This is a genomic window from Gelidibacter sediminis (assembly GCF_004364975.1).
In the GTDB taxonomy this organism is placed as follows: domain Bacteria; phylum Bacteroidota; class Bacteroidia; order Flavobacteriales; family Flavobacteriaceae; genus Gelidibacter; species Gelidibacter sediminis.
This window is the reverse complement of record NZ_SOBW01000007.1, coordinates 761,839-781,724: the sequence shown is the minus strand read 5'-3', so window position 1 is coordinate 781,724 and position 19,886 is coordinate 761,839. Positions and strand designations below refer to the sequence as shown.

Sequence of the window (19,886 nt, the reverse complement as noted above, 5' to 3'; positions counted from 1 at the left end):
ATTAAGATTTGAGATTCAGTTTTAAACTGAGTTCCTCTAGTTGTTTGTCATCAATTGGAGCAGGAGCATCAATCATGACATCACGACCGTTGTTGTTTTTTGGAAATGCAATAAAATCGCGAATGGTTTCTTGTCCGCCTAAAATGGCTACCAATCTGTCCAATCCGAATGCTAATCCACCGTGTGGCGGCGCACCATATTGGAAGGCATCCATTAAGAACCCAAATTGCGCCTTTGCTTCTTCAGGAGTAAATCCTAAATAATCAAACATTAGAGATTGGGTCTTTTTATCGTGAATTCTGATCGATCCACCACCAATTTCATTACCATTTAATACCAAGTCATAGGCGTTGGCTTTCACCGCTCCCGGATCCGTATCCAACAATTCCAATTGTCCTGGTTTTGGAGATGTAAACGGATGGTGCATCGCGTGGTAACGGTTGGTTTCTTCATCCCATTCCAATAATGGAAAATCTACAACCCATAACGGTGCAAATTCTTTAGGATTACGTAAACCTAATCGTGTTGCCAATTCCATACGTAAGGCACTTAACTGCGTTCTTACTTTATGTGTAGGTCCTGAAAGTACACAAATCAGGTCTCCAGGTTTTGCGCCTGTAATTTCTGCCCATTTTGCTAAATCATCTTGATCATAGAATTTATCAACAGAAGATTTGAAAGTGCCATCGTCATTGTAACGTGCGTAAATCATGCCTAACGCACCAATTTGAGGACGTTTTACCCAATTAATCAATTGGTCAATTTCCTTACGAGTATAAGCGTTTCCGCCAGGTACAGCGATTCCAACTACCAATTCAGCAGTATTGAAAACACCAAAATCTTTATGTTGTGTCACTTCGTTTAACTCGCCAAATTCCATCCCAAATCTAATGTCGGGTTTGTCATTACCATACTTTTGCATCGCTTCATCATAGGTCATGCGCGGGAACTTTTCAATTTCCACGCCGTTCACTTCTTTTAGTAAATGACGGGTTAAGCCTTCAAAAGCATTTAAGATATCTTCTTGCTCCACAAACGCCATTTCGCAATCAATTTGCGTAAATTCTGGCTGTCTGTCGGCACGTAAATCTTCATCCCTAAAACATTTCACAATTTGAAAATATTTATCCATGCCACCAACCATCAACAATTGTTTAAAGGTTTGCGGACTCTGCGGAAGCGCATAAAACTGTCCTTCATTCATACGGCTTGGTACCACAAAATCGCGTGCACCTTCTGGTGTAGACTTAATTAAGTAAGGCGTTTCCACCTCTATAAATCCTTCGTTTGATAAGTAATTGCGAACTTCTTGCGCTACTTTAGCCCTAAAAATCAAACTGTTTTTAACAGGATTTCTTCGGATGTCCAAGTAACGGTATTTCATACGGAGTTCTTCACCACCGTCAGTGTCATCCTCAATAGTAAATGGAGGAAGAAGTGCTGAATTTAATACTGTTAATTCTGAAACCAAAATTTCAATATCGCCAGTAGCTATATTGGCATTTTTAGATGTACGCTCTATTACGGTTCCTTTAATTTGAATCACAAATTCACGACCTAAATTTTGGGCTTGTTCCATCAAGGCTTTTGGCGTGCGCTCTTCATCAAAAACAAGTTGCGTAATGCCGTAACGATCGCGTAAATCTACCCAAAGCACAAAACCTTTGTCACGGCTTTTTTGAACCCATCCTGATAAGGTAACTTCGGTATTGATGTGTGATGCTCTTAACTCACCACAGTTGTGACTTCTGTACATAGTATGAAAAATTGAAGTGCAAATTTAATGAAGTTCTATGAGTATCAAATAAAAAAGGCTTAACAATTACGCTATATATGTAGCAAAGCCATCAAATGAAAAAAGCATCCCTTTCAATTGCAGAAAGAGATGCTATTAGTAACACTTAAACTTAAATATTTATGAACCGCACATTAAGCAGTCATCACCTTCAGCTTCTTTGGCTTGTGCAATTAAAGCTTTCATTTCTTCTGGGCTCATTGGTTCTATTTCCGTAGTTTCTTGCGCAAATTTTACAGCAGCCTTTGCGGCCTGTTGTTTTTGTTGTGCAATAAAACTGTCGTCAACTTCAATAACATCTGCCAGTGCTTCTGCTGGTTCTTGTTTTTTGGCATTGTCTAATGTAAACTTAATGGCATCTACAGCGCTCTTCGTTCTTAAGTAATACATTCCTGTTTTTAAGCCGCTTTTCCAAGCATAAAAATGCATAGACGTTAGTTTTGCCATCGTTGCACCTTCCATAAATAAGTTTAGGGATTGTGATTGGTCAATAAAATAACCTCTATGGCGTGACATGTCGATAATATCTTTCATGCTCATTTCCCAGACGGTTTTGTAGAGTTCTTTAATATTGTCAGGGATGTTATCAATATGTTGTATGGAGCCGTTGGCTCTCATGATTTCCTGTTTCAATCCTTCGTTCCAAAGACCTAGTTCTACTAAATCTTCCAATAAATGTTTGTTGACGATGATGAACTCCCCAGAAAGCACACGACGTGTGTAGATGTTAGAGGTATATGGTTCAAAACATTCGTTATTGCCTAAAATTTGAGAGGTACTTGCGGTTGGCATTGGTGCCACTAATAAGGAGTTGCGGACACCGTGCTTTTTAACTTCAGTGCGGAGTTTTTCCCAATCCCAGTTGCCACTCAATTCGTTGTCATTGATGCCCCAAAGGTTGTGTTGAAACTCGCCATTGCTTATTGGAGATCCTTTGTAAGTAGAATATGGACCTTCCACTTGCGCCAATTCCATACTTGCTGTAACTGCAGCATAGTACAAGGTTTCAAAAATATCTTGGTTCAGTTTTTTAGCTTCATCACTAGTAAACGGTAGGCGTAACATAATGAATGTATCTGCCAACCCTTGCACACCTAATCCAACAGGACGGTGGCGTAGATTGGAATTTTCCGCTTCTTTAACTGGATAGTAATTGCGGTCAATGACCTTATTCAAGTTTTTGGTAACGCGTTTGGTAATTCTAAACAATTCTTTATGGTCAAAAGCGCCATTTTTCACAAACATTGGTAAGGCAATGGAGGCCAAATTGCATACGGCAATTTCATCTGGAGAGGTGTATTCCATGATTTCCGTACATAAGTTTGAAGAGCGAATTGTACCTAGGTTTTTCTGATTGGATTTTCTATTGGCCGCATCTTTATACAGCATGTACGGTGTGCCTGTTTCAATTTGCGATTCTAAAATTTTCTCCCAAAGCTCACGTGCTTTAACCGTTTTTCGACCTTTTCCTTCTGACTCGTATTTGGTGTAAAGTGCTTCAAATTCTTCGCTATGTACATCACATAATCCTGGACATTCATTAGGACACATTAAGGTCCATGGGCCGTCTTCTTGCACGCGTTTCATGAATAAATCAGAAATCCACATGGCATAAAATAAGTCTCTAGCACGCATTTCTTCTTTTCCGTGATTCTTTTTTAAGTCTAAAAACTCGAAAATATCAGCATGCCATGTTTCCATGTAAATAGCGAAACTACCTTTACGCTTTCCACCCCCTTGATCAACATATCGCGCCGTGTCATTAAACACTTGAAGCATTGGAACAATACCATTACTTGTACCGTTGGTACCTGCAATATAACTGCCTGTGGCTCTCACATTATGAATAGACAACCCAATGCCACCGGCAGATTGCGAAATTTTTGCAGTTTGTTTTAAGGTGTCGTAAATACCATCAATACTATCGTCCTTCATGGTTAGAAGGAAGCAAGATGACATTTGTGGTTTTGGTGTGCCCGAATTGAAAAGAGTTGGGGTGGCGTGAGTAAAATATTTTTTAGACATGAGCTCGTAAGTCTCAATAGCCGAGTCAATATCATTGCCATGAATGCCTACTGCAACACGCATTAGCATGTGTTGAGGACGTTCAGCAATTTTACCGTTTAATTTTAGTAGGTACGAACGTTCTAAAGTTTTAAAACCGAAATAATCATAACCAAAATCGCGGTTATATATAATAGTAGAATCTAATTTTTCTCTGTTTGCCATGATAACATCATAGACATCATCGGCTAATAACGGCGCTTTTTTATTGGTTCTTGGATTAACGTATACGTATAAATCGTGCATAACCTCGCTAAAGGTCTTTTTGGTGTTTTTATGAAGATTGGAGACAGAAATACGTGCAGCCAAACGTGCATAATCAGGGTGTGCAGTGGTCATGGTTGCGGCTACTTCAGCAGCAAGATTGTCCAATTCGCTGGTGGTAACACCATCATAAAGACCTTCAATGACCCGCATAGCTACTTTTACAGGATCAACAAGTTCATTAAGTCCATAACATAATTTTCGTACTCTAGCAGTTATTTTATCGAACATCATTGGTTCTTTTCTGCCATCTCTTTTTACTACATACATACAATTACACGATTTAATTATCAGTGGCACCTACACTGAAAGTTATTATTAGTTGGTTATATTTTGAGAACGAGTTTTAATCGATCTTCAATGGCCTTGGTTTTAAATACAAATGGTGTTTGTCCTGAAAAGTTTCAGAGATCTAGCATTGTATTTAAATGCAAGGGTTTTTAGGATTAAAAATCAGCGTCAAAGTTGAATTTATCTTTCTCCTCTTCTTTATTCATAACACCAGCTTTTTGATATTCAGACACGCGTTTTTCAAAGAAATTTGTTTTCCCTTGAAGGGATATCATATCCATAAAATCAAACGGATTTGTGGTGTTGTAGACTTTATCGCAATCTAACTCAGATAACAATCTGTCCGTAACAAATTCAAGGTATTGCGTCATCAAATTAGAATTCATTCCAATTAAACTCGCTGGAAGTGATTCTGTGATAAATTCACGTTCAATATCTAAAGCTTCCACAAGAATTTCTCTTATACGTTCTTTAGAAACTTTATTAACCAGATGATGGTTGTGTAAGTGCACTGCAAAGTCACAGTGTACGCCTTCATCACGAGAAATCAATTCGTTGGAAAAAGTCAGTCCTGGCATGAGCCCCCGTTTTTTTAACCAGAAGATAGAACAGAACGCACCTGAGAAGAAAATGCCTTCTACCGCTGCAAACGCGATCAAACGTTCAGCAAAACTTGGAGATTCAATCCATTTTAAGGCCCAGTCTGCTTTTTTCTTTATGGCAGGAAAATTATCAATTGCATTAAATAATTGTCCTTTTTCTTTTTCGTCCTTAACATAAGTGTCAATCAACAACGAATAGGTTTCACTATGAATGTTCTCCATCATAATTTGGAAACCGTAGAAAAACTTGGCTTCACTATACTGCACTTCATTAACGAAGTTTTCAGCTAAATTTTCATTAACAATCCCATCGCTTGCCGCAAAAAATGCCAAGATGTGTTTGATAAAATAACGCTCGTCGTCATTTAATTTATTGTTCCAATCTGTAAGATCTTGATGAAGGTCAATTTCTTCAGCGGTCCAAAAGCTAGCTTCAGATTTTTTATACCAATCCCAAATATCATGGTGTTGAATTGGAAATATCACAAATCGATCTTTATTTTCTTGGAGAATTGGTTCAATAGCTTCAGACATTATCTAGTGTGTTTTAAGAATTTAAAATTAGACGTAATTTTTGGTGTGGTTTGGAACTATCAAAGATTCAAAATTGGGATTGAAAATGAAAGGTATATTTATAAACATTGTCAACAAGTTTTTAACATACCACACATTGTTTTGATTTCGGCTACAATTATATTGAAAATATGTTATGTTGATTTTCAGCAGGTTGTGAGTGTTGATTAAGTGTAAGTCCAATGGGTACAAGGGGTTGGAAGACGTAGAATTTTGATGTTTTGGAGTATGGTACACTGGTTTATTAACTACTAAAATAGGAACTGGTATTTACGGTTTCACATTACCCCAAAAATTCATAAAAAATTACCTAAACTGTTGTGCTGGTAATAGCGGTTTAAAATAAAAAAGCCAGAGAAAACTCTGACTTCTTTTGATTAATAGCATTTAATCTAAAGTGAATCCCCACGATCACCTTTTATATTTAGGTTAAATAAATCCCTAATCGAAGATCATAATTTTTTGGCAGATAGGAATGACTGCTTGTACGGTTGGTATAAAAAAATGTATAGTTGGTGTTTTTGAAAGTTCTATTTATAGTAATTCACAATAATAGTAAAATACTAAGGTGCACTGCGCGTTATACATCAAATGATGCTAATCATACATATTTATTTAATTGGCAATTGTAATAGTATTATATTTAAATTATGGTAAAAGCTATAATAGTTGATGACGAACCAAAGGCTATCCAAAGTCTGTCATGGGAACTTTCAAATTTTAGTGATGATATTGAAGTTATCAGATCGTTCACAAATCCGGAAGAGGCCATAGATTATATAGACCAAAGTGCCTTTGACTGTCTGTTCTTGGATATCCAAATGCCTACCATGGATGGGTTTCAGTTTTTAGGGAAGCTTACAAACAGAGATTTTGCAGTGGTCATCACAACAGCCTACAATGAATATGCTTTAAAAGCCTTGAAGAATGAAGCTATAGATTATTTATTAAAACCAATAGATTCTGACGATTTAGAACATACTATTAAGAAAATAAAGAAGCACAATTTTAAATTGGTGAATTCGAGCAAAATAGAAGATGTTCTTCTTGATTTTAATTCAAAATTTGATCATAAAAAAATCACCATCAATACCGACGGCAAATTAATTTTTTTAGATGCAGAAGAAATAATGTTTGTTGAATCAGATGGAAATTATTGTACCATCATTATGAAGAATTCACAAAAAATTGTCATCACTAAAAAACTTAAGGAAATGAATGCCATTTTGCCCCAAGAACATTTCTTCAGGATACATAATTCATATATTATCAACTTAAAGAAAATCAAGGAATTTATAAAGAGTGATGGCTATGTCGTTATGGAATCCAATCATAGAATTCCTGTAGCTCGTCAACGAAAATCAGACTTTTTGGAGAAGTTGTAGAGATGAACTTTAAAGCAGCATTACATAACACATTTTTTAGGTCTCCTGTTTTAACCTGGGTAATGGGGTTATTCTTTTTTTGTATGGGCGCTACTTTAATGGCTCAAGACGAAGCAGGATTAGATGTTGATCAAACCCTTAAAAATTTGCAAGGAACTTGGCCTAAACAATATGAAATTATTGACTCCGTATTTTCAAAGTTTAAAAATGACAGTTTGGCTTTAAAGGAATTGATTGTCAAATCTGAAACGGCCAATGCTTTGGAGGTGGAAAGTTATGCCAGTAATAAGTTGGGCGAACTGTACCGAAATATCTCCTTGTATGATGCTGCGTTGGAAATGCACTTAAATGCTGAAAAGCTGGCTAAGAGAGCGCAAAATGTTCAGTTGAAGGTTATTAGTCTTAATATGATTGGTGTGGTTTACCGCCGTAAAGATATTATAAAGGCGGCCTTAGATTATCATAAAAAAGCACTGGATATTGCCAATGCCGTAAAAGTCAAAACACCAGCATTGAAAGCTAGTATTGCAGTGTCTCAAAATAGCATGGGAAATGTTTATCTGACCCTAAAACAATATGATTTGGCCATAGCACAATTTGAAAAATCCCTACGTATTGAAAAGCAACTTGGCAATAAACTTGGGCTTGCTATAAACTATCACAATTTAGGGTATGCTGATGAAGCTAAAGGGCTTCTCGATCTTGCGTTAATAAATTATGAACGGTCTTTAGATTATAATGAGCAGATAGATTCTGAGGTAGGCCGTGTCATATGCTATAACAGTATTGGTCAGGTGTACATTAAGCAAGGGCGTTATAAGGATGCCAAGAGTATTATTGAAGATGCCTTACAGAAGGCAATTCAGCTAGAAGATCAATTTTACATTGCCTTTGCCTATATAAATTTAGGTTGGGTGCAAAATGAACTGCATTTGGATAGAGAGGCCGAGCAAAATCTTAAAAAAGGATTGGAGATTTCAGAAACTTATGGCTTAAAAATGTCAACTGTTGATGCGCACAAACATCTTGCTGATCTCTATAAAAAACAGCGCAATTTTAAACTGGCGATGTACCATTTTGAGGAGGCCATAGCGCTAGAAAAGACAGTTTTTACCGAGCGCAATATGCAATATGTGAGTGATATTATCATACAATATGAAAATCAAGCTAAAAACGATCAAATTCGTCAGCTGGCTAATGAAAATGAGTTGGTTAAGTCTAAAATGCAGCGCAATCAAACCATATTTTGGCTGGCAATATTGGCATTGGCAATAACTGCCGGTACCATGGTTGTGATTAATAGAAACAGGCAATTGCGACACGAGAAGCAGATTCTGACTTTGGAGCAAGATATGTTAAGAAGTCAGATGAATCCCCACTTTATTTTCAATTCTCTAAATTCCATAAAGCTTTATATCATTAATAATGAGAAGGAAAATGCAGTGTACTATCTAAATAAATTTTCCAAGTTTATTAGAAAAATCTTAATAGCATCTACAGAAAAAGAGATCCCTCTAGAAGATGAGTTGGATACCATGAAGCTGTATATGAATATTGAAAATATTCGTTTCTCCAATGAGATTCGTTTTACAATAGATGTTGCTGAGGATATCAATACATCAAATATTCGTGTGCCTTCGCTTATCTTACAGCCATTTCTCGAAAATGCACTTTGGCATGGGCTTTCGTCCAAAAAGGATGATAAACAGATAGCGCTAAAAGTGTTTAAGGAAAATCAGGATTTTGTAACCATTTCTATTACTGACAATGGAATTGGGAGAAAAGCATCGGCCCTCATCAATCACAGCAGGGTGATTAAAAGAAAATCAGTAGGATTGGCAATCACCAAGGCGCGCTTAACCAATTTTTCCAAACGTTTTACAATGGGTTATAAATTAGAAATTCAAGATTTATTTGATGACCATAATATACCTATAGGCACACGGGTTATAGTGAACATACCTATACGTGCAACAAATTTAAAGAGTGCTTAATTTAAGTTATTAAATGGCGGATGTTCTTGTTTAATTACCGTCGAATGCCAAAGGGTTGCGCAGGGAGTTTACTTTTCCAAACCTCACCAAATTCAGAGGTTAAATAGGCTGCCAGCACTTTATTGTTGGCTTGAGTAGTTTTATAAGTCTGCGGATTTAATGCACAATTCTCACTTATAAATCCGATTCCATATTCCTTTTTGAAGGCCTGATAAGTGTCAGGAGGTATTGCTACTAAGCCATGAACTATAAAATTGACGGTGCCGGCAGCAATGTGTTGTTTTAATTCTTCGTTAGAAAGCTCCGCAATACCTTTGGTTTGTACAGAAACTGGAGTGATTCTTGCTTGTGATTTCTTCTCTAATCTGATGGTGATGGTGTCTTTTTTCTCAGTGATCTTAGAAGGGTAATAAGTATATGCAGACACAATTTCAGAATGGAATTGAAATTCATAACTGCCCTTATTGGGAAGGTTTATTTGAAAACTCTCCAAAGTGGTGACATCAAATTGCTGATTGGTTTGCTTAATGTAAAATATACCGTTTATGGTGGTTTCTTCGGTGAGGTTTTCAAAAACAACGGTTGCCGTAATAGGCTTGGCATTACTTATAGTATAGGCCATCACTGTTAGTAAAAGACCAAGTAAAAACTTCATACAATATAATTTTAGTGGGTATCTAAAATAAAGCTAATTGTTAAGAACTCCCAATCTTTCAACTAAATAGTATTTCTGTGCATCTTTAAAATCACCCATTCATAACAGAACATCAAAATATCTTATATAAATTTTGGACTTGTAAAAATGCGGATTTTATTTGCGGCCGTCGGCAATTTTCTCTAATTCCATATACCAATCTTCCCCAAACTTTCTAATGAGGGCTTGCTTTACAAATTTGTAGACGGGTACTTGGAGTTCTTTGCCTAGAGTACAGGCGTCATCGCAAATTTCCCATTTATGATAGTTAACAGCAGAAAATTCAGAATAATCTTTAACTCTAACAGGGTATAAATGGCAGGACACAGGTTTTTTCCAATCAATTTCACCCTGGTTGTGCGCTTCCTCAATAGCGCAAAGTGCGGTACCTTTATTATCGAACATCACGTAGGCACAATCGGCACCATTAATTAGCGGGGTTTCAAACTCGCCATCTTCAGTAGTTATAAACGTGCCTTGAGCTTCAACAGCATCAATACCTGCCTGACGCATAAACGGTTTAACTTTTGGATAGATGTCTTGAAGAATTTTGGTTTCGGCTAATTCAACAGGTGCGCCAGCATCGCCATCAATACAACAAGCGCCTTTACATGCGGACAGATTGCATACAAAATCCTTGTCAATGATGTCTTCTGAAACAATAGTTTTTCCTAACTGAAACATAATGTATTGGCTTAAATATGAGGTGTTTTTTGGTCAAAAATTGGGTGACAAAAGTAACTAAAATTTAGAGTTATTTAGTATTATAAATCGATATTAAACGTCTACTTTTGCAAAAAATTAAAAGCCTAGGAGTATGCAACTTGATTTTAAGGAAATTTTTACAGCATTTATGATTCTTTTCGCCGTAATCGATATTATCGGTAACATTCCAATTGTGATTGATTTACGGAAGAAATTTGGGCATATTGAGAGTGGTAAAGCTTCTATTATTGCCGGAATTATATTAATCATATTCCTATTTATAGGTCAAAATATATTGTCATTAATTGGAATTGATATCAATTCTTTTGCGGTTGCGGGTGCGTTTATCCTCTTTTTTATAGCAATAGAGATGACTTTGGGGATCACCTTGTATAAAAATGACGAAAGCAGTAGCATGACAGCAACAGTTTTTCCGTTAGCTTTTCCATTAATTGCGGGACCCGGAAGTTTAACCACCTTATTGTCATTAAGAGCTGAGTATGCAGTAGAAAACATTATTGTTGCAGTTTTAATGAATGTTGTGGTTATCTTTATCGTATTAAAAACATCGTCAAAAATTGAACGATTTCTTGGTCCGAGTGGTATTAATATTATCCGAAAAATATTTGGAGTTATACTGCTTGCCATTGCGGTAAAATTATTTGCTGCCAACATTAAAACCTTGTTTGAACTTGTATAATATTTAAAATTATGAAAATAGCAACCATCATCTTATCCATTATAGCAATAGGTCTTATTGGCTATAATGTGACCAAACTTAATTTTGATCAACTTTTTCAAGGGGAAAGCGCTGTAGCCGTAATTACTATTTTAACAGCACTTTGCGCTATCATCCTATTACAGATTCTTAGAGTGTCTAAACGCATTGAAAAACTCTCGAAACAACAGCGTGATGTATGATGTGCTAATCATAGGCGCTGGGGCAGCAGGCATGTCTTGTGCCTTAATATTAGGCTCTGCTAAATCAAAACCTTTTGCTGCAGATAAGCGCATTGCACTTATTGCACATCAGAGAACATCACATTTGCAAAATGCAGTATTCAATAATGCACTAGGTGTGCCCGTGGGCTCTTTAGGGGCTGACATTTTGAGGCAAGGCAAAGCACAATTGGCAACTTTGTATCCGCATGTAGATCAAATAGAAAACGAGAAAGTGAAGTCGATTGTCAAATCCACAGGAGCGTATACGGTAGCCACCAACAAGTCAGTCTATACAGCCGATCTTGTAGTTATAGCGGTGGGTTATACAAATTTCATTACTATTGATGGTTTGCAGTCTTACATAGAAGCACATCCAAAAGCGGCGCCTGATAAAGACAGAATATGGCTTAAAAATCAGGATCATCTTGTGGCACCAGGATTGTATGTGGCTGGTACGTTGGCGGGATGGAGAAGTCAGTATGCCATTGCTTGTGGTAGTGGCGCTCAAGTAGCTACTGATATATTAACACTTTGGAATGATGGTAAGGATGCTCACGTTCATGATAAAATTTAAAAAATTAAACATTTTCCGTGATTTAATACTCGGTTATTAATAGAACTTAGTGTTTTTTAGATTTCACAAGTTTCAAGACCTCTTCAATCATATCATCTGTAGCATTCAGAATTTCTTCGGAAGCATTGGACCCGTACAACTGGTCCGCCAATGCCGCTTTAATTAAAGATTTCATCTCTTGATGGTATGCAACAAAAGTAACTTGATCTCTCTGCCTACTATTTAAATAATCTTGAAAACGGAGTACAATGTCATCACTTACGATAAAATTATCAATAAAGTCCTTCTTAGAAATATTTAAATAACTTCTGCGGTCTTTATCCAATTCTTCAAATACAAAATAATTGATAAGACCACTATACTTGATGAAATTTAATGTTTCATTTTGTGTGTTAGGGTTAATTGGCACAAAAATATCGGGAATAATGCCACCACCGCCATAAACCACTTTGCCTTTAGGTGTTGTAAACTTTAAAGAGTCGTCAACCTTGATGTTCATTTCATCATTAAACTCGCCATTGCTTCTGCGTTTGTAATAATCATTATAATAGTCTTGATTATGGCCATTATCATAAGGACGTTGGATGGAACGGCCCGTCGGGGTGTAATAACGAGATACAGTTAAGCGTACGGCGCTACCATCGCCTAAAGACATTTCGCGCTGCACCAAACCTTTACCGTAACTGCGGCGGCCTATAATTGTACCTTTATCATTGTCTTGTAATGCTCCTGCAACAATTTCGCTGGCCGAAGCTGAATTTTCATTGATTAAAATAAAGACTTCGCCTTCTTCAAAATCGCCGCGTTTAGTGGCGAAACTCTTATCTACACGTCCAGATTTGTTTTTAGTAAACAGAATAAGTTTATCATCTTCCAAAAACTCATCGGCAATCTGTTCAGCAATGGCCAGAAAGCCTCCGGGATTGTCGCGTAAATCTAAAACTAACTTAGTGGCGCCCTCGTCTTGTAAATCGTCTAAAGCTCTTTTAAACTCCTTATAGGTAGATTCTGCAAATCGATTAATCTTAATATATGCCAATTCAGGTGTCAACATATAGGCAGCATCCACACTTGTAATAGGAATGCTGGAGCGTTTTACCTTAAAGTCAATAAATCGGTCTTCACTTTTGCGATATATTTTTAAATCGATTTTACTGTTTTTGTCGCCTTTTAGTTTTTTGATTATTTGATCATTGCTCCAATGACTGCCAAAAATGGAATCTCCATCCGCCATAATTATTCGGTCGCCACTCTTAATGCCTGCTTTTTCGCTAGGTCCTCCAGCTATGGGTCTGATAACGGTAATAGTGTCTTTATAAGTGTAAAAGCTCACGCCAATGCCTACAAAATCACCTTTCATATTTTCAGTAACGCGTTGCAAATCGCGTTTTGGAATATAGGTAGAATGTGGGTCGAGTTTATCTAAAATACCATTTACCGTAACATCTACAATGCTATCAGTGTTCACTTCATCTACATATTCATAATCAATATAATCAATAAGACGGTTAAGTTTGTCTTTTTTACTGTTGACGGTAAATAAACGGTCAGAATTATCGGTAAAATTGAGTTTTCCACCAATGAAGACGCCGGCTGCAACTGCAACGCCAATAATTAATGGGATATATTTTTTATTAAAAGCCATTATGAGTTTAAATCATCAATATGTTGCAGTTCTATGCCTGCTTTAGACAAAAACTGGAGGCCAGAATCATCTTTATAGCCTTCGTGATATACAACACGAATGATGCCAGCTTGGTGAATTAACTTACTGCATTCCTTACAAGGTGATAAAGTAATGTATAAGGTCGCGCCTTTACAGGATTGGGTAGAAGCTGCTACTTTTAAAATAGCATTGGCTTCAGCATGGAGTACGTACCATTTAGTGTAGCCTTCATCATCTTCGCAGTAATTTTCAAAACCTGTTGGCGTACCATTATAACCGTCAGAAATAATCATTCGGTCTTTAACAATGACGGCGCCAACTTGTTTGCGTTGGCAATGTGATAATTTGCCCCATTCTTTTGCGATTCTTAAATACGCTTTATCATAGCGCAGCTGTTTTTTGTTTGGCATTTATGTTATTTACAATTTTGAAAGTATAATTTAAAATGAAGCTGTATTGAATAGGACAAAACCTAAATACGAATATAAAAGCTTCGAATTTTAATTTATCTAATTTAGAGTTAAACTTTGCAGATTTATGCAAATAACTCGCTGTCTATCAACATCGGGATGACTAATCCTACAACAATGGCAGATAGCACCATAATCCAATCGCGTTTGGCAGTTCTGAAAATGGTTTGGCATAAAAATCCGAGGAACAAGACTACAAACACAATAATAAGCTGAGCCAATTCAATACCCAATGCAAATTCCACTAAAGGTATTAATTTACTTTCTGCGCGTCCTACAAACATTCTAAATTCTCCAGCAAATCCAAGCCCATGGATCAATCCGAAAAATAAGGTAGAAAAAAACAACACGCCAATTTTTTCATTCGGCGCTTTCTTGCCTGAAGTGAAAATATTATAGAGGGCCACCACTAGAATAGAAATGGGAATTAAAAATTCCACCAACTTAGAGCTGACGCTCACAACACCATAAACAGCCAATACCAAACTCACTGTATGGCCTAGCGTGAACATGGTAACCAAGAGCAATACTCGTTTCCAGTCCTTAAACATGTATGGTACCGTAAGCACCAACAAAAACAGGACATGGTCATAGGCATTGATGTCCAACACATGGTTCATGCCATATTGCACGTTAAACCAAAAATCGTCTAGCATAAGTTTATTATTTGGGTAATATCAAAGGTACGATGATTGCTATGAGCTGCAAAATATATTTTGTTAAACGGGCAGAGGAGAAGTTGGTGGAAATGTGGAGGTTTTGGATTGGAGAGAAGAGAATAGAGAATAAAGAATTAAGAATAGAGAATAAAGAATAAAGAAGACACTTGTTGTTATTTATGGTTCCAATAATGTAAAAATCCTTAATGCTCACATGAAAGATCGTCAAATTTAAAAATGAACCAACCTCCAGTCTAACAGCGCAGCGGTCTCTATTCTCTGTTCTAGCAGCGAAGCGGTCTATTTCTAAGCAGAGCAGCGGTCTTAATTTTTCCGGAACACTAATCAGGGAAGTTCATGGAATTATGCTGGAGGTTTAGTATTTATAAATGATTCCAAAAATGTAAAAATCCTTAATGCTCACATGGAAGAGCGTCAAATTTATAAATGAACCAGCCTCCAGTCTAACAGCGCAGCGGTCTTTATTCTCTGTTCTAACAGCGAAGCGGTCTATTTCTAAGCAGCGCAGCGGTCTATCTTAGAAGTGATGTGACTATGCTTTTCGATGTGGCAATAGCGGTGGCGGTTCTCCATTAAACGGATTCCATCTGCCAATGGTTCGTGCTTCCATACCTGCCGCACTAATGACGGCCCTGTCGCCGTAACGTTCACGCATTTTGTCAATGGCTTCGCTTAAGTGTAGGAATTTAGTATCGTCATCAAATAAATTGACTTGATGTCCGCCTTCTACCAAATGACTGAATTTTACCCCAATCAACCGCACTAAGAGCCGTCGGTTATAAAGCTTTGCAAACAAATCCAACACTATGGGGATGATGTTGTGGTCCATCGCACTATACGGAATGCGTTGTTGTTGGGTATAAGTTTGAAAATCAGAATAGCGGATTTTAAAAGTGATACACGCTGTTAATTTATTACCACGTCGTAATTGGTAGGCCAAATTTTCGGCCATGGCAATAATAATACCTTTTAATTTGGTGACATCTGTAGTGTCTTTATTGAAGGTGCGTTCGGTAGAAATAGATTTACGTTCATGGTATTGAATCACCGGCGAATTGTCAATACCGTTAGCTTTGTTCCAAATGCTCAAGCCGTTTTTGCCGAGCACTTTGTACATGAGTTCCATAGGCATTTCCTGTACGGTCCTGATTTGTTTGATGCCTAAATCGCAAAGTGATTTATAAGTGACCTCACCCACCATCGGGATTTTTTTGACGGACAAGGGTGCGAGAAATGGTTTTTCAGTCCCGGAAACAATTCTTATCTCATTATTGGGTTTTGCTTCGCCTGTAGCAATTTTGGAAACGGTTTTATTGAGTGATAATCCGAAGGAAATGGGTAGTCCTGTTTCGCGGATGATCCGCTGGCGTAACTCTGAGGCCAGTTTATGGCAGCCAAAAAACTTGTCCATCCCGGTCAAATCAATATAAAATTCGTCGATTGAGGATTTCTCGTATAAGGGCACGGTATCTTTAATAACATCAGTTACGTTTTGGGAGAATTTGGTGTACGTGCCCGCGTCACCACGAAGAATGATGGCTTCGGGACACAATTGTTTGGCCATCCGCATGGGCATGGCGGAATGCACGCCAAATTTCCGTGCTTCATAACTGCAGGATGCCACCACACCTCTATCGCTAGTGCCGCCAATAAGCACGGGTTTTCCGTTAAGGCGACTGTCGAGCAGGCGTTCACAGGACACGAAAAAGGTGTCCAAATCCATGTGTACTATAGAGCGTTGGTAGGTCATTTTAATAAGATGAATTAAGAGTTGAGAACCTTAATTGGTTTTCAAAGCCTTAAATAAAAAGATGTTGGGTTTTATGCGATTTGATTTTTGTTAACTAACCGTCGGAACAGGTATAACTTCTGGTTTTGGTCTTCCTTTTGCTAACATTTGACTGTAACTATTTCTTGCTGTAGAAGGTTGAGGTGGCGGATTGGTACTATACCTCGGGTCTTCAATCACGGCCAAGCGTTCCATATGGGTAACTTCAATAGAAACGCAATCAAATTCAATCATCACTTTGCCTGTAATATTATAAATGCCTTTGCCTCTAAAAGGAAATTTTGCTGCCACAGGAGGAAAGTGGACGGTATCTATAAAATCGCCATCCCGATCTAAAAAATTTCCAAAATGCATGATTTTACCACTGGTCGTTTTAGTGTTTTTTGTGGTGATGAGGTAGCCTTCAATGGTGACGGTTTGCTCTTTCATGGTTTCCAAATACTTCGCACGTAATGGGTTTATGGAAGGGTTTTCTAGCAGATGAAACGGATTGCAGAGCGGAAAGCCTAACAATTCAATCTCATCAAAAGCATTTTCCAATGCGGTACTTGGCAATTCTGGTGTTTTATAGTGGACGCGTTCGGTTTTAAATAAGGTGACTGCAGGTTCTTGCGCTACGTGTTTGCTGATTTTTAAATGGGCTTCCCACAGCAATTCGCGCTTGTTGTTTCCCGTGAATCGGAATGCATTGATTTTTATCAAAATCGACACTTGTTCTATAGAAATGGGAACCCGTTCAATAAAGTCGTCCAAGCTTAAAAAAACACCGTTTTCATTGCGTTCTTTAACGATGCGTTTGATGGTTTTTGATTCAAACGATTGTAAAAACATAAAACCGAGATAAATGGTTTTTCCATGAATAACTGTTTGCGTAAAACTATGATTGATGCAGGGCGCTTCAATAATCCCGCCGTTCATTCGAGCTTCATGAACATAGAGTTCCGTGCTGTAAAATCCGCCAAAATTATTAATGGTAGCCACCATATATTCCAACGGGAAATAGGCTTTCATAAACAAACTTTGGTAGCTTTCTACGGCATAGGAAGCGGAATGCCCTTTGGCAAAAGCATAGCCGGCAAAACTTTCAATTTGTCGCCAGATATCTTCTACGAGTTCATCCGGTTTTCCCGAGTTTTTGCAATTGTCAAAAAACTGTTGCTTCACTTTCATGAACTCTTCACGCGATCGGAATTTACCCGACATGCCACGCCGCAGCATATCCGCCTCTCCCAATGTGAGTCCGCCAAAATAATGTGCCACTTTTATTACATCTTCCTGATATACCATCACGCCATAAGTTTCGGGCATAATATCGAGCAAAATTTTAGGAGCATCTTTACGACGCTCGGGGTCGCGGTAACGTAGAATGTATTCGCGCATCATGCCACTTTTGGCCACGCCGGGGCGAATGACGGAACTTGCCGCTACCAAACCTAAATAATTATCGACACGTAATTTTCGCATCAGCATACGCATGGCGGGCGATTCTACATAAAAGCAACCAATGGCTTTGGCGTTTTTAAGTAAGTATTTGATGCGGGCATCTTGTTTAAAACGTTTGATATCGTGAATGTCAATCGGTGGTTTTTCAGGATGGTTATAAGCCACAATTTCTGTAGCTTCCTTTATTTTACCAAGTCCGCGTTGGCTTAAAATATCAAATTTATACAACCCGATATCCTCTGCAACCACCATGTCAAATTGCGTGGTGGCGTATCCTTTGGGCGGTAAAAAGGTGGCGCCGTAATAATGGATGGGTTTTTCGGATATCAAGATACCACCCGCATGAATACCCAAATAATTAGGGAAACCTTGAATGTATTTGCTGTATTTAATGACTAGTTGCGACAATTGATCCAGTTGCTTAAGATCGTATTTGCCTCGGGTCAGCATATCCATTTCTGATTTTGGCAAGCCAAAGACTTTGCCCAATTCGCGCACGGAAGCTTTAAATTTAAAGGTGTTATAAACCGCAATCAGGGCGGTATTCTTAAATCTTTTAAAAATAAAATCGGTGATATCATCGCGGTCTCGCCAGGAGAAATCGAGGTCAAAATCGGGTGGATTTTGTCTAAAAACGTTAATGAATCGCTCAAAATACAAATCGAGTTCCACAGGGTCGACATCCGTAATGCGTAGCAAATAAGCCACAATACTATTGGCACCACTGCCGCGGCCTATATAGAAGTAGTTTTTACTGCGGGCGTATTTTAAAATCTTCCAATTGATCAAAAAATAAGAAACAAAGCCTTTTTGCTCAATAATGGTCAGTTCTTTTTCAATCCGTGTAAAAATGCGCTCTCCCGGTTTTTTATAGCGGTAATGCAACCCGTCATAGGTAAGTTTTCTCAGCAACCTAAAATCTAAAGCCTCACTTGTGGTGTAAGAGCGTTGGTTGTTCGGGTTTTCTTGAGAAAAGTCAAAATCTACACGGCATTTTTCCAGAATGGACGCTGTATTTTCGAGAAGTTCAGGAAACTCATTATAGGTGTCGCACAATTCCTGATACGGCAACATGGTGTCTGTTTCTTGAGCTTGTTCACTTTTTGGAAGCTTGCTCAACAAAGTGTTATTATCGATGGCGCGTAGCAATCGATGGGTGTTAAAATCTTTTTTATTCTGAAATGATACGGTTTGTAAAACGACCAACTTGTTCCGCAATGCATTCCATTTTGAGAATTTAAGATGGTTTAAATCCTGTGGCTTGATGCCTAAAAACTCATGGTCTTTAAGCTGATAGTTTTTTTTATGGATGTAAGGATAAATCACAAAGACATCTTCCAATTCTGGAGCTATTTCAGGAATTTTTAATTCTGAATTGTGCAAAAAACCAGAGAGGTAGGTGTTGATGTTTTGGAACCCCGTATTGTTTTTCGCAATCAGTATAAATTGCTGCTGAACGCCATTTCTGAAATCAATGCCCAACACGGGTTTAATCTTGTATTTTGAAGATAATCGCGCAAAATCCAAACAGGCCGAAGTACTATTAATGTCTGTCAATGCTAACGTCTGTAGTCCATTTTCTGAAGCAATGGCAAGCAGTTGTTCCGGCTTGATGGTGCCGTAGCGAAGGCTGTAGTAAGTGTGACAATTGAGGTACATTTTTTTTCGGTTTGTATGTCAGTTCGAGTGTTTTTTAAACACAGTTTTACTGTGTTTAAAAAATGTATCGAGAACAGGTTTAATTTTTTGCTACGGTCCTAAATTCTTTAGTCAAATATTGGTTTAATCACTTAGAAAAAATAGTCAGTTGTTTTCTGATTTTTTGTCAATTCGAGTGTTTTTTGAACACAGTTTTACTGTGTTACAAAAAACGTATCGAGAACGGGGTTCGAAAATTAATTTTAGCATTCTAAAAAAATGAATTCGGTTGTTGGTACATTTTTCTTCTCCCATTT

At 37.7% G+C, this 19,886-nt stretch carries 15 protein-coding genes; 5 read left to right on the top strand and 10 right to left on the bottom strand.

Annotated elements, in window-relative coordinates:
* Position 1 precedes the first annotated feature (1 nt).
* From aspS to BXY82_RS03300, 3 genes are all read right to left on the bottom strand, one after another.
* Positions 2-1,756, bottom strand: coding sequence for an aspartate--tRNA ligase (gene aspS, locus BXY82_RS03310; RefSeq protein ID WP_133756751.1), 1,755 nt, complete (start codon positions 1,754-1,756; stop codon positions 2-4).
* Positions 1,757-1,915: 159 nt separating this feature from the next.
* Positions 1,916-4,393 (bottom strand): ribonucleoside-diphosphate reductase subunit alpha, encoded by a 2,478-nt coding sequence (locus tag BXY82_RS03305; RefSeq protein ID WP_133756750.1) that lies wholly within the window; start codon positions 4,391-4,393, stop codon positions 1,916-1,918.
* A gap of 176 nt (positions 4,394-4,569) precedes the next feature.
* A complete protein-coding gene (locus BXY82_RS03300) occupies positions 4,570-5,550 on the bottom strand; it encodes a ribonucleotide-diphosphate reductase subunit beta (RefSeq protein WP_133756749.1) in 981 nt (326 codons plus the stop codon).
* A gap of 689 nt (positions 5,551-6,239) precedes the next feature.
* Here BXY82_RS03300 and BXY82_RS03295 point away from each other — a divergent pair.
* The gene (locus BXY82_RS03295) at positions 6,240-6,974 is read left to right on the top strand and encodes a LytR/AlgR family response regulator transcription factor (RefSeq protein WP_133756748.1); all 735 of its coding nucleotides are present in this window, start codon (positions 6,240-6,242) and stop codon (positions 6,972-6,974) included.
* Positions 6,975-7,057: 83 nt separating this feature from the next.
* On the top strand, positions 7,058-8,968 hold the full coding sequence (locus tag BXY82_RS03290; protein WP_166643245.1) for a tetratricopeptide repeat-containing sensor histidine kinase: 1,911 nt from the start codon (positions 7,058-7,060) through the stop codon (positions 8,966-8,968).
* Positions 8,969-9,002: 34 nt separating this feature from the next.
* Here the strand turns inward: BXY82_RS03290 and BXY82_RS03285 are convergent, their stop codons facing one another.
* Together BXY82_RS03285 and BXY82_RS03280 are read right to left on the bottom strand one after the other, a co-directional pair.
* Complete coding sequence (locus BXY82_RS03285) at positions 9,003-9,623, bottom strand: FEKKY domain-containing protein (protein WP_133756746.1); 621 nt, start codon at positions 9,621-9,623, stop codon at positions 9,003-9,005.
* Between the two features lie 156 nt (positions 9,624-9,779).
* Positions 9,780-10,346 (bottom strand): DUF3109 family protein, encoded by a 567-nt coding sequence (locus BXY82_RS03280; protein ID WP_133756745.1) that lies wholly within the window; start codon positions 10,344-10,346, stop codon positions 9,780-9,782.
* Between the two features lie 133 nt (positions 10,347-10,479).
* Between BXY82_RS03280 and BXY82_RS03275 the strand changes: the two genes are divergently transcribed.
* The 3 genes from BXY82_RS03275 to BXY82_RS03265 are packed head-to-tail and all read left to right on the top strand — an operon-like array spanning position 10,480 to position 11,883.
* Positions 10,480-11,067 (top strand): MarC family protein, encoded by a 588-nt coding sequence (locus BXY82_RS03275; RefSeq protein WP_133756744.1) that lies wholly within the window; start codon positions 10,480-10,482, stop codon positions 11,065-11,067.
* A gap of 11 nt (positions 11,068-11,078) precedes the next feature.
* On the top strand, positions 11,079-11,288 hold the full coding sequence (locus BXY82_RS03270; RefSeq protein WP_133756743.1) for a hypothetical protein: 210 nt from the start codon (positions 11,079-11,081) through the stop codon (positions 11,286-11,288).
* A complete protein-coding gene (locus BXY82_RS03265; RefSeq protein ID WP_133756742.1) occupies positions 11,281-11,883 on the top strand; it encodes an FAD-dependent oxidoreductase in 603 nt (200 codons plus the stop codon). The genes BXY82_RS03270 and BXY82_RS03265 overlap by 8 nt, the downstream gene beginning before the upstream one ends.
* Before the next feature lie 46 nt (positions 11,884-11,929).
* Here the strand turns inward: BXY82_RS03265 and BXY82_RS03260 are convergent, their stop codons facing one another.
* From BXY82_RS03260 to BXY82_RS03240, 5 genes are all read right to left on the bottom strand, one after another.
* Positions 11,930-13,528, bottom strand: coding sequence for a S41 family peptidase (locus BXY82_RS03260; RefSeq protein WP_133756741.1), 1,599 nt, complete (start codon positions 13,526-13,528; stop codon positions 11,930-11,932).
* On the bottom strand, positions 13,528-13,959 hold the full coding sequence (locus BXY82_RS03255; RefSeq protein WP_133756740.1) for a deoxycytidylate deaminase: 432 nt from the start codon (positions 13,957-13,959) through the stop codon (positions 13,528-13,530). Before BXY82_RS03255 ends, BXY82_RS03260 begins: the two co-directional genes overlap by 1 nt.
* A gap of 125 nt (positions 13,960-14,084) precedes the next feature.
* Complete coding sequence (locus BXY82_RS03250) at positions 14,085-14,675, bottom strand: HupE/UreJ family protein (protein ID WP_133756739.1); 591 nt, start codon at positions 14,673-14,675, stop codon at positions 14,085-14,087.
* A 556-nt stretch (positions 14,676-15,231) separates the two neighbouring features.
* Positions 15,232-16,449, bottom strand: coding sequence for a DNA polymerase IV (gene dinB, locus BXY82_RS03245; RefSeq protein WP_133756738.1), 1,218 nt, complete (start codon positions 16,447-16,449; stop codon positions 15,232-15,234).
* Positions 16,450-16,539: 90 nt separating this feature from the next.
* A complete protein-coding gene (locus BXY82_RS03240; protein ID WP_133756737.1) occupies positions 16,540-19,590 on the bottom strand; it encodes a DNA polymerase III subunit alpha in 3,051 nt (1,016 codons plus the stop codon).
* Positions 19,591-19,886: the final 296 nt, after the last annotated feature.

Excerpts from the sequence above, each read along its gene's own strand:
- BXY82_RS03280 (WP_133756745.1), bottom strand. The coding sequence starts at position 10,346 with ATGTTTCAGTTAGGAAAAACTATTGTTTCAGAAGACATCATTGACAAG.
- BXY82_RS03275 (WP_133756744.1), top strand. The coding sequence starts at position 10,480 with ATGCAACTTGATTTTAAGGAAATTTTTACAGCATTTATGATTCTTTTC.
- BXY82_RS03265 (WP_133756742.1), top strand. The coding sequence starts at position 11,281 with ATGTATGATGTGCTAATCATAGGCGCTGGGGCAGCAGGCATGTCTTGT.
- BXY82_RS03300 (WP_133756749.1), bottom strand. The coding sequence starts at position 5,550 with ATGTCTGAAGCTATTGAACCAATTCTCCAAGAAAATAAAGATCGATTT.
- BXY82_RS03295 (WP_133756748.1), top strand. The coding sequence starts at position 6,240 with ATGGTAAAAGCTATAATAGTTGATGACGAACCAAAGGCTATCCAAAGT.
- BXY82_RS03270 (WP_133756743.1), top strand. The coding sequence starts at position 11,079 with ATGAAAATAGCAACCATCATCTTATCCATTATAGCAATAGGTCTTATT.
- BXY82_RS03285 (WP_133756746.1), bottom strand. The coding sequence starts at position 9,623 with ATGAAGTTTTTACTTGGTCTTTTACTAACAGTGATGGCCTATACTATA.
- BXY82_RS03250 (WP_133756739.1), bottom strand. The coding sequence starts at position 14,675 with ATGCTAGACGATTTTTGGTTTAACGTGCAATATGGCATGAACCATGTG.
- BXY82_RS03305 (WP_133756750.1), bottom strand. The coding sequence starts at position 4,393 with ATGTATGTAGTAAAAAGAGATGGCAGAAAAGAACCAATGATGTTCGAT.
- BXY82_RS03290 (WP_166643245.1), top strand. The coding sequence starts at position 7,058 with ATGGGCGCTACTTTAATGGCTCAAGACGAAGCAGGATTAGATGTTGAT.
- BXY82_RS03260 (WP_133756741.1), bottom strand. The coding sequence starts at position 13,528 with ATGGCTTTTAATAAAAAATATATCCCATTAATTATTGGCGTTGCAGTT.
- BXY82_RS03255 (WP_133756740.1), bottom strand. The coding sequence starts at position 13,959 with ATGCCAAACAAAAAACAGCTGCGCTATGATAAAGCGTATTTAAGAATC.
- BXY82_RS03240 (WP_133756737.1), bottom strand. The coding sequence starts at position 19,590 with ATGTACCTCAATTGTCACACTTACTACAGCCTTCGCTACGGCACCATC.
- dinB (WP_133756738.1), bottom strand. The coding sequence starts at position 16,449 with ATGACCTACCAACGCTCTATAGTACACATGGATTTGGACACCTTTTTC.
- aspS (WP_133756751.1), bottom strand. The coding sequence starts at position 1,756 with ATGTACAGAAGTCACAACTGTGGTGAGTTAAGAGCATCACACATCAAT.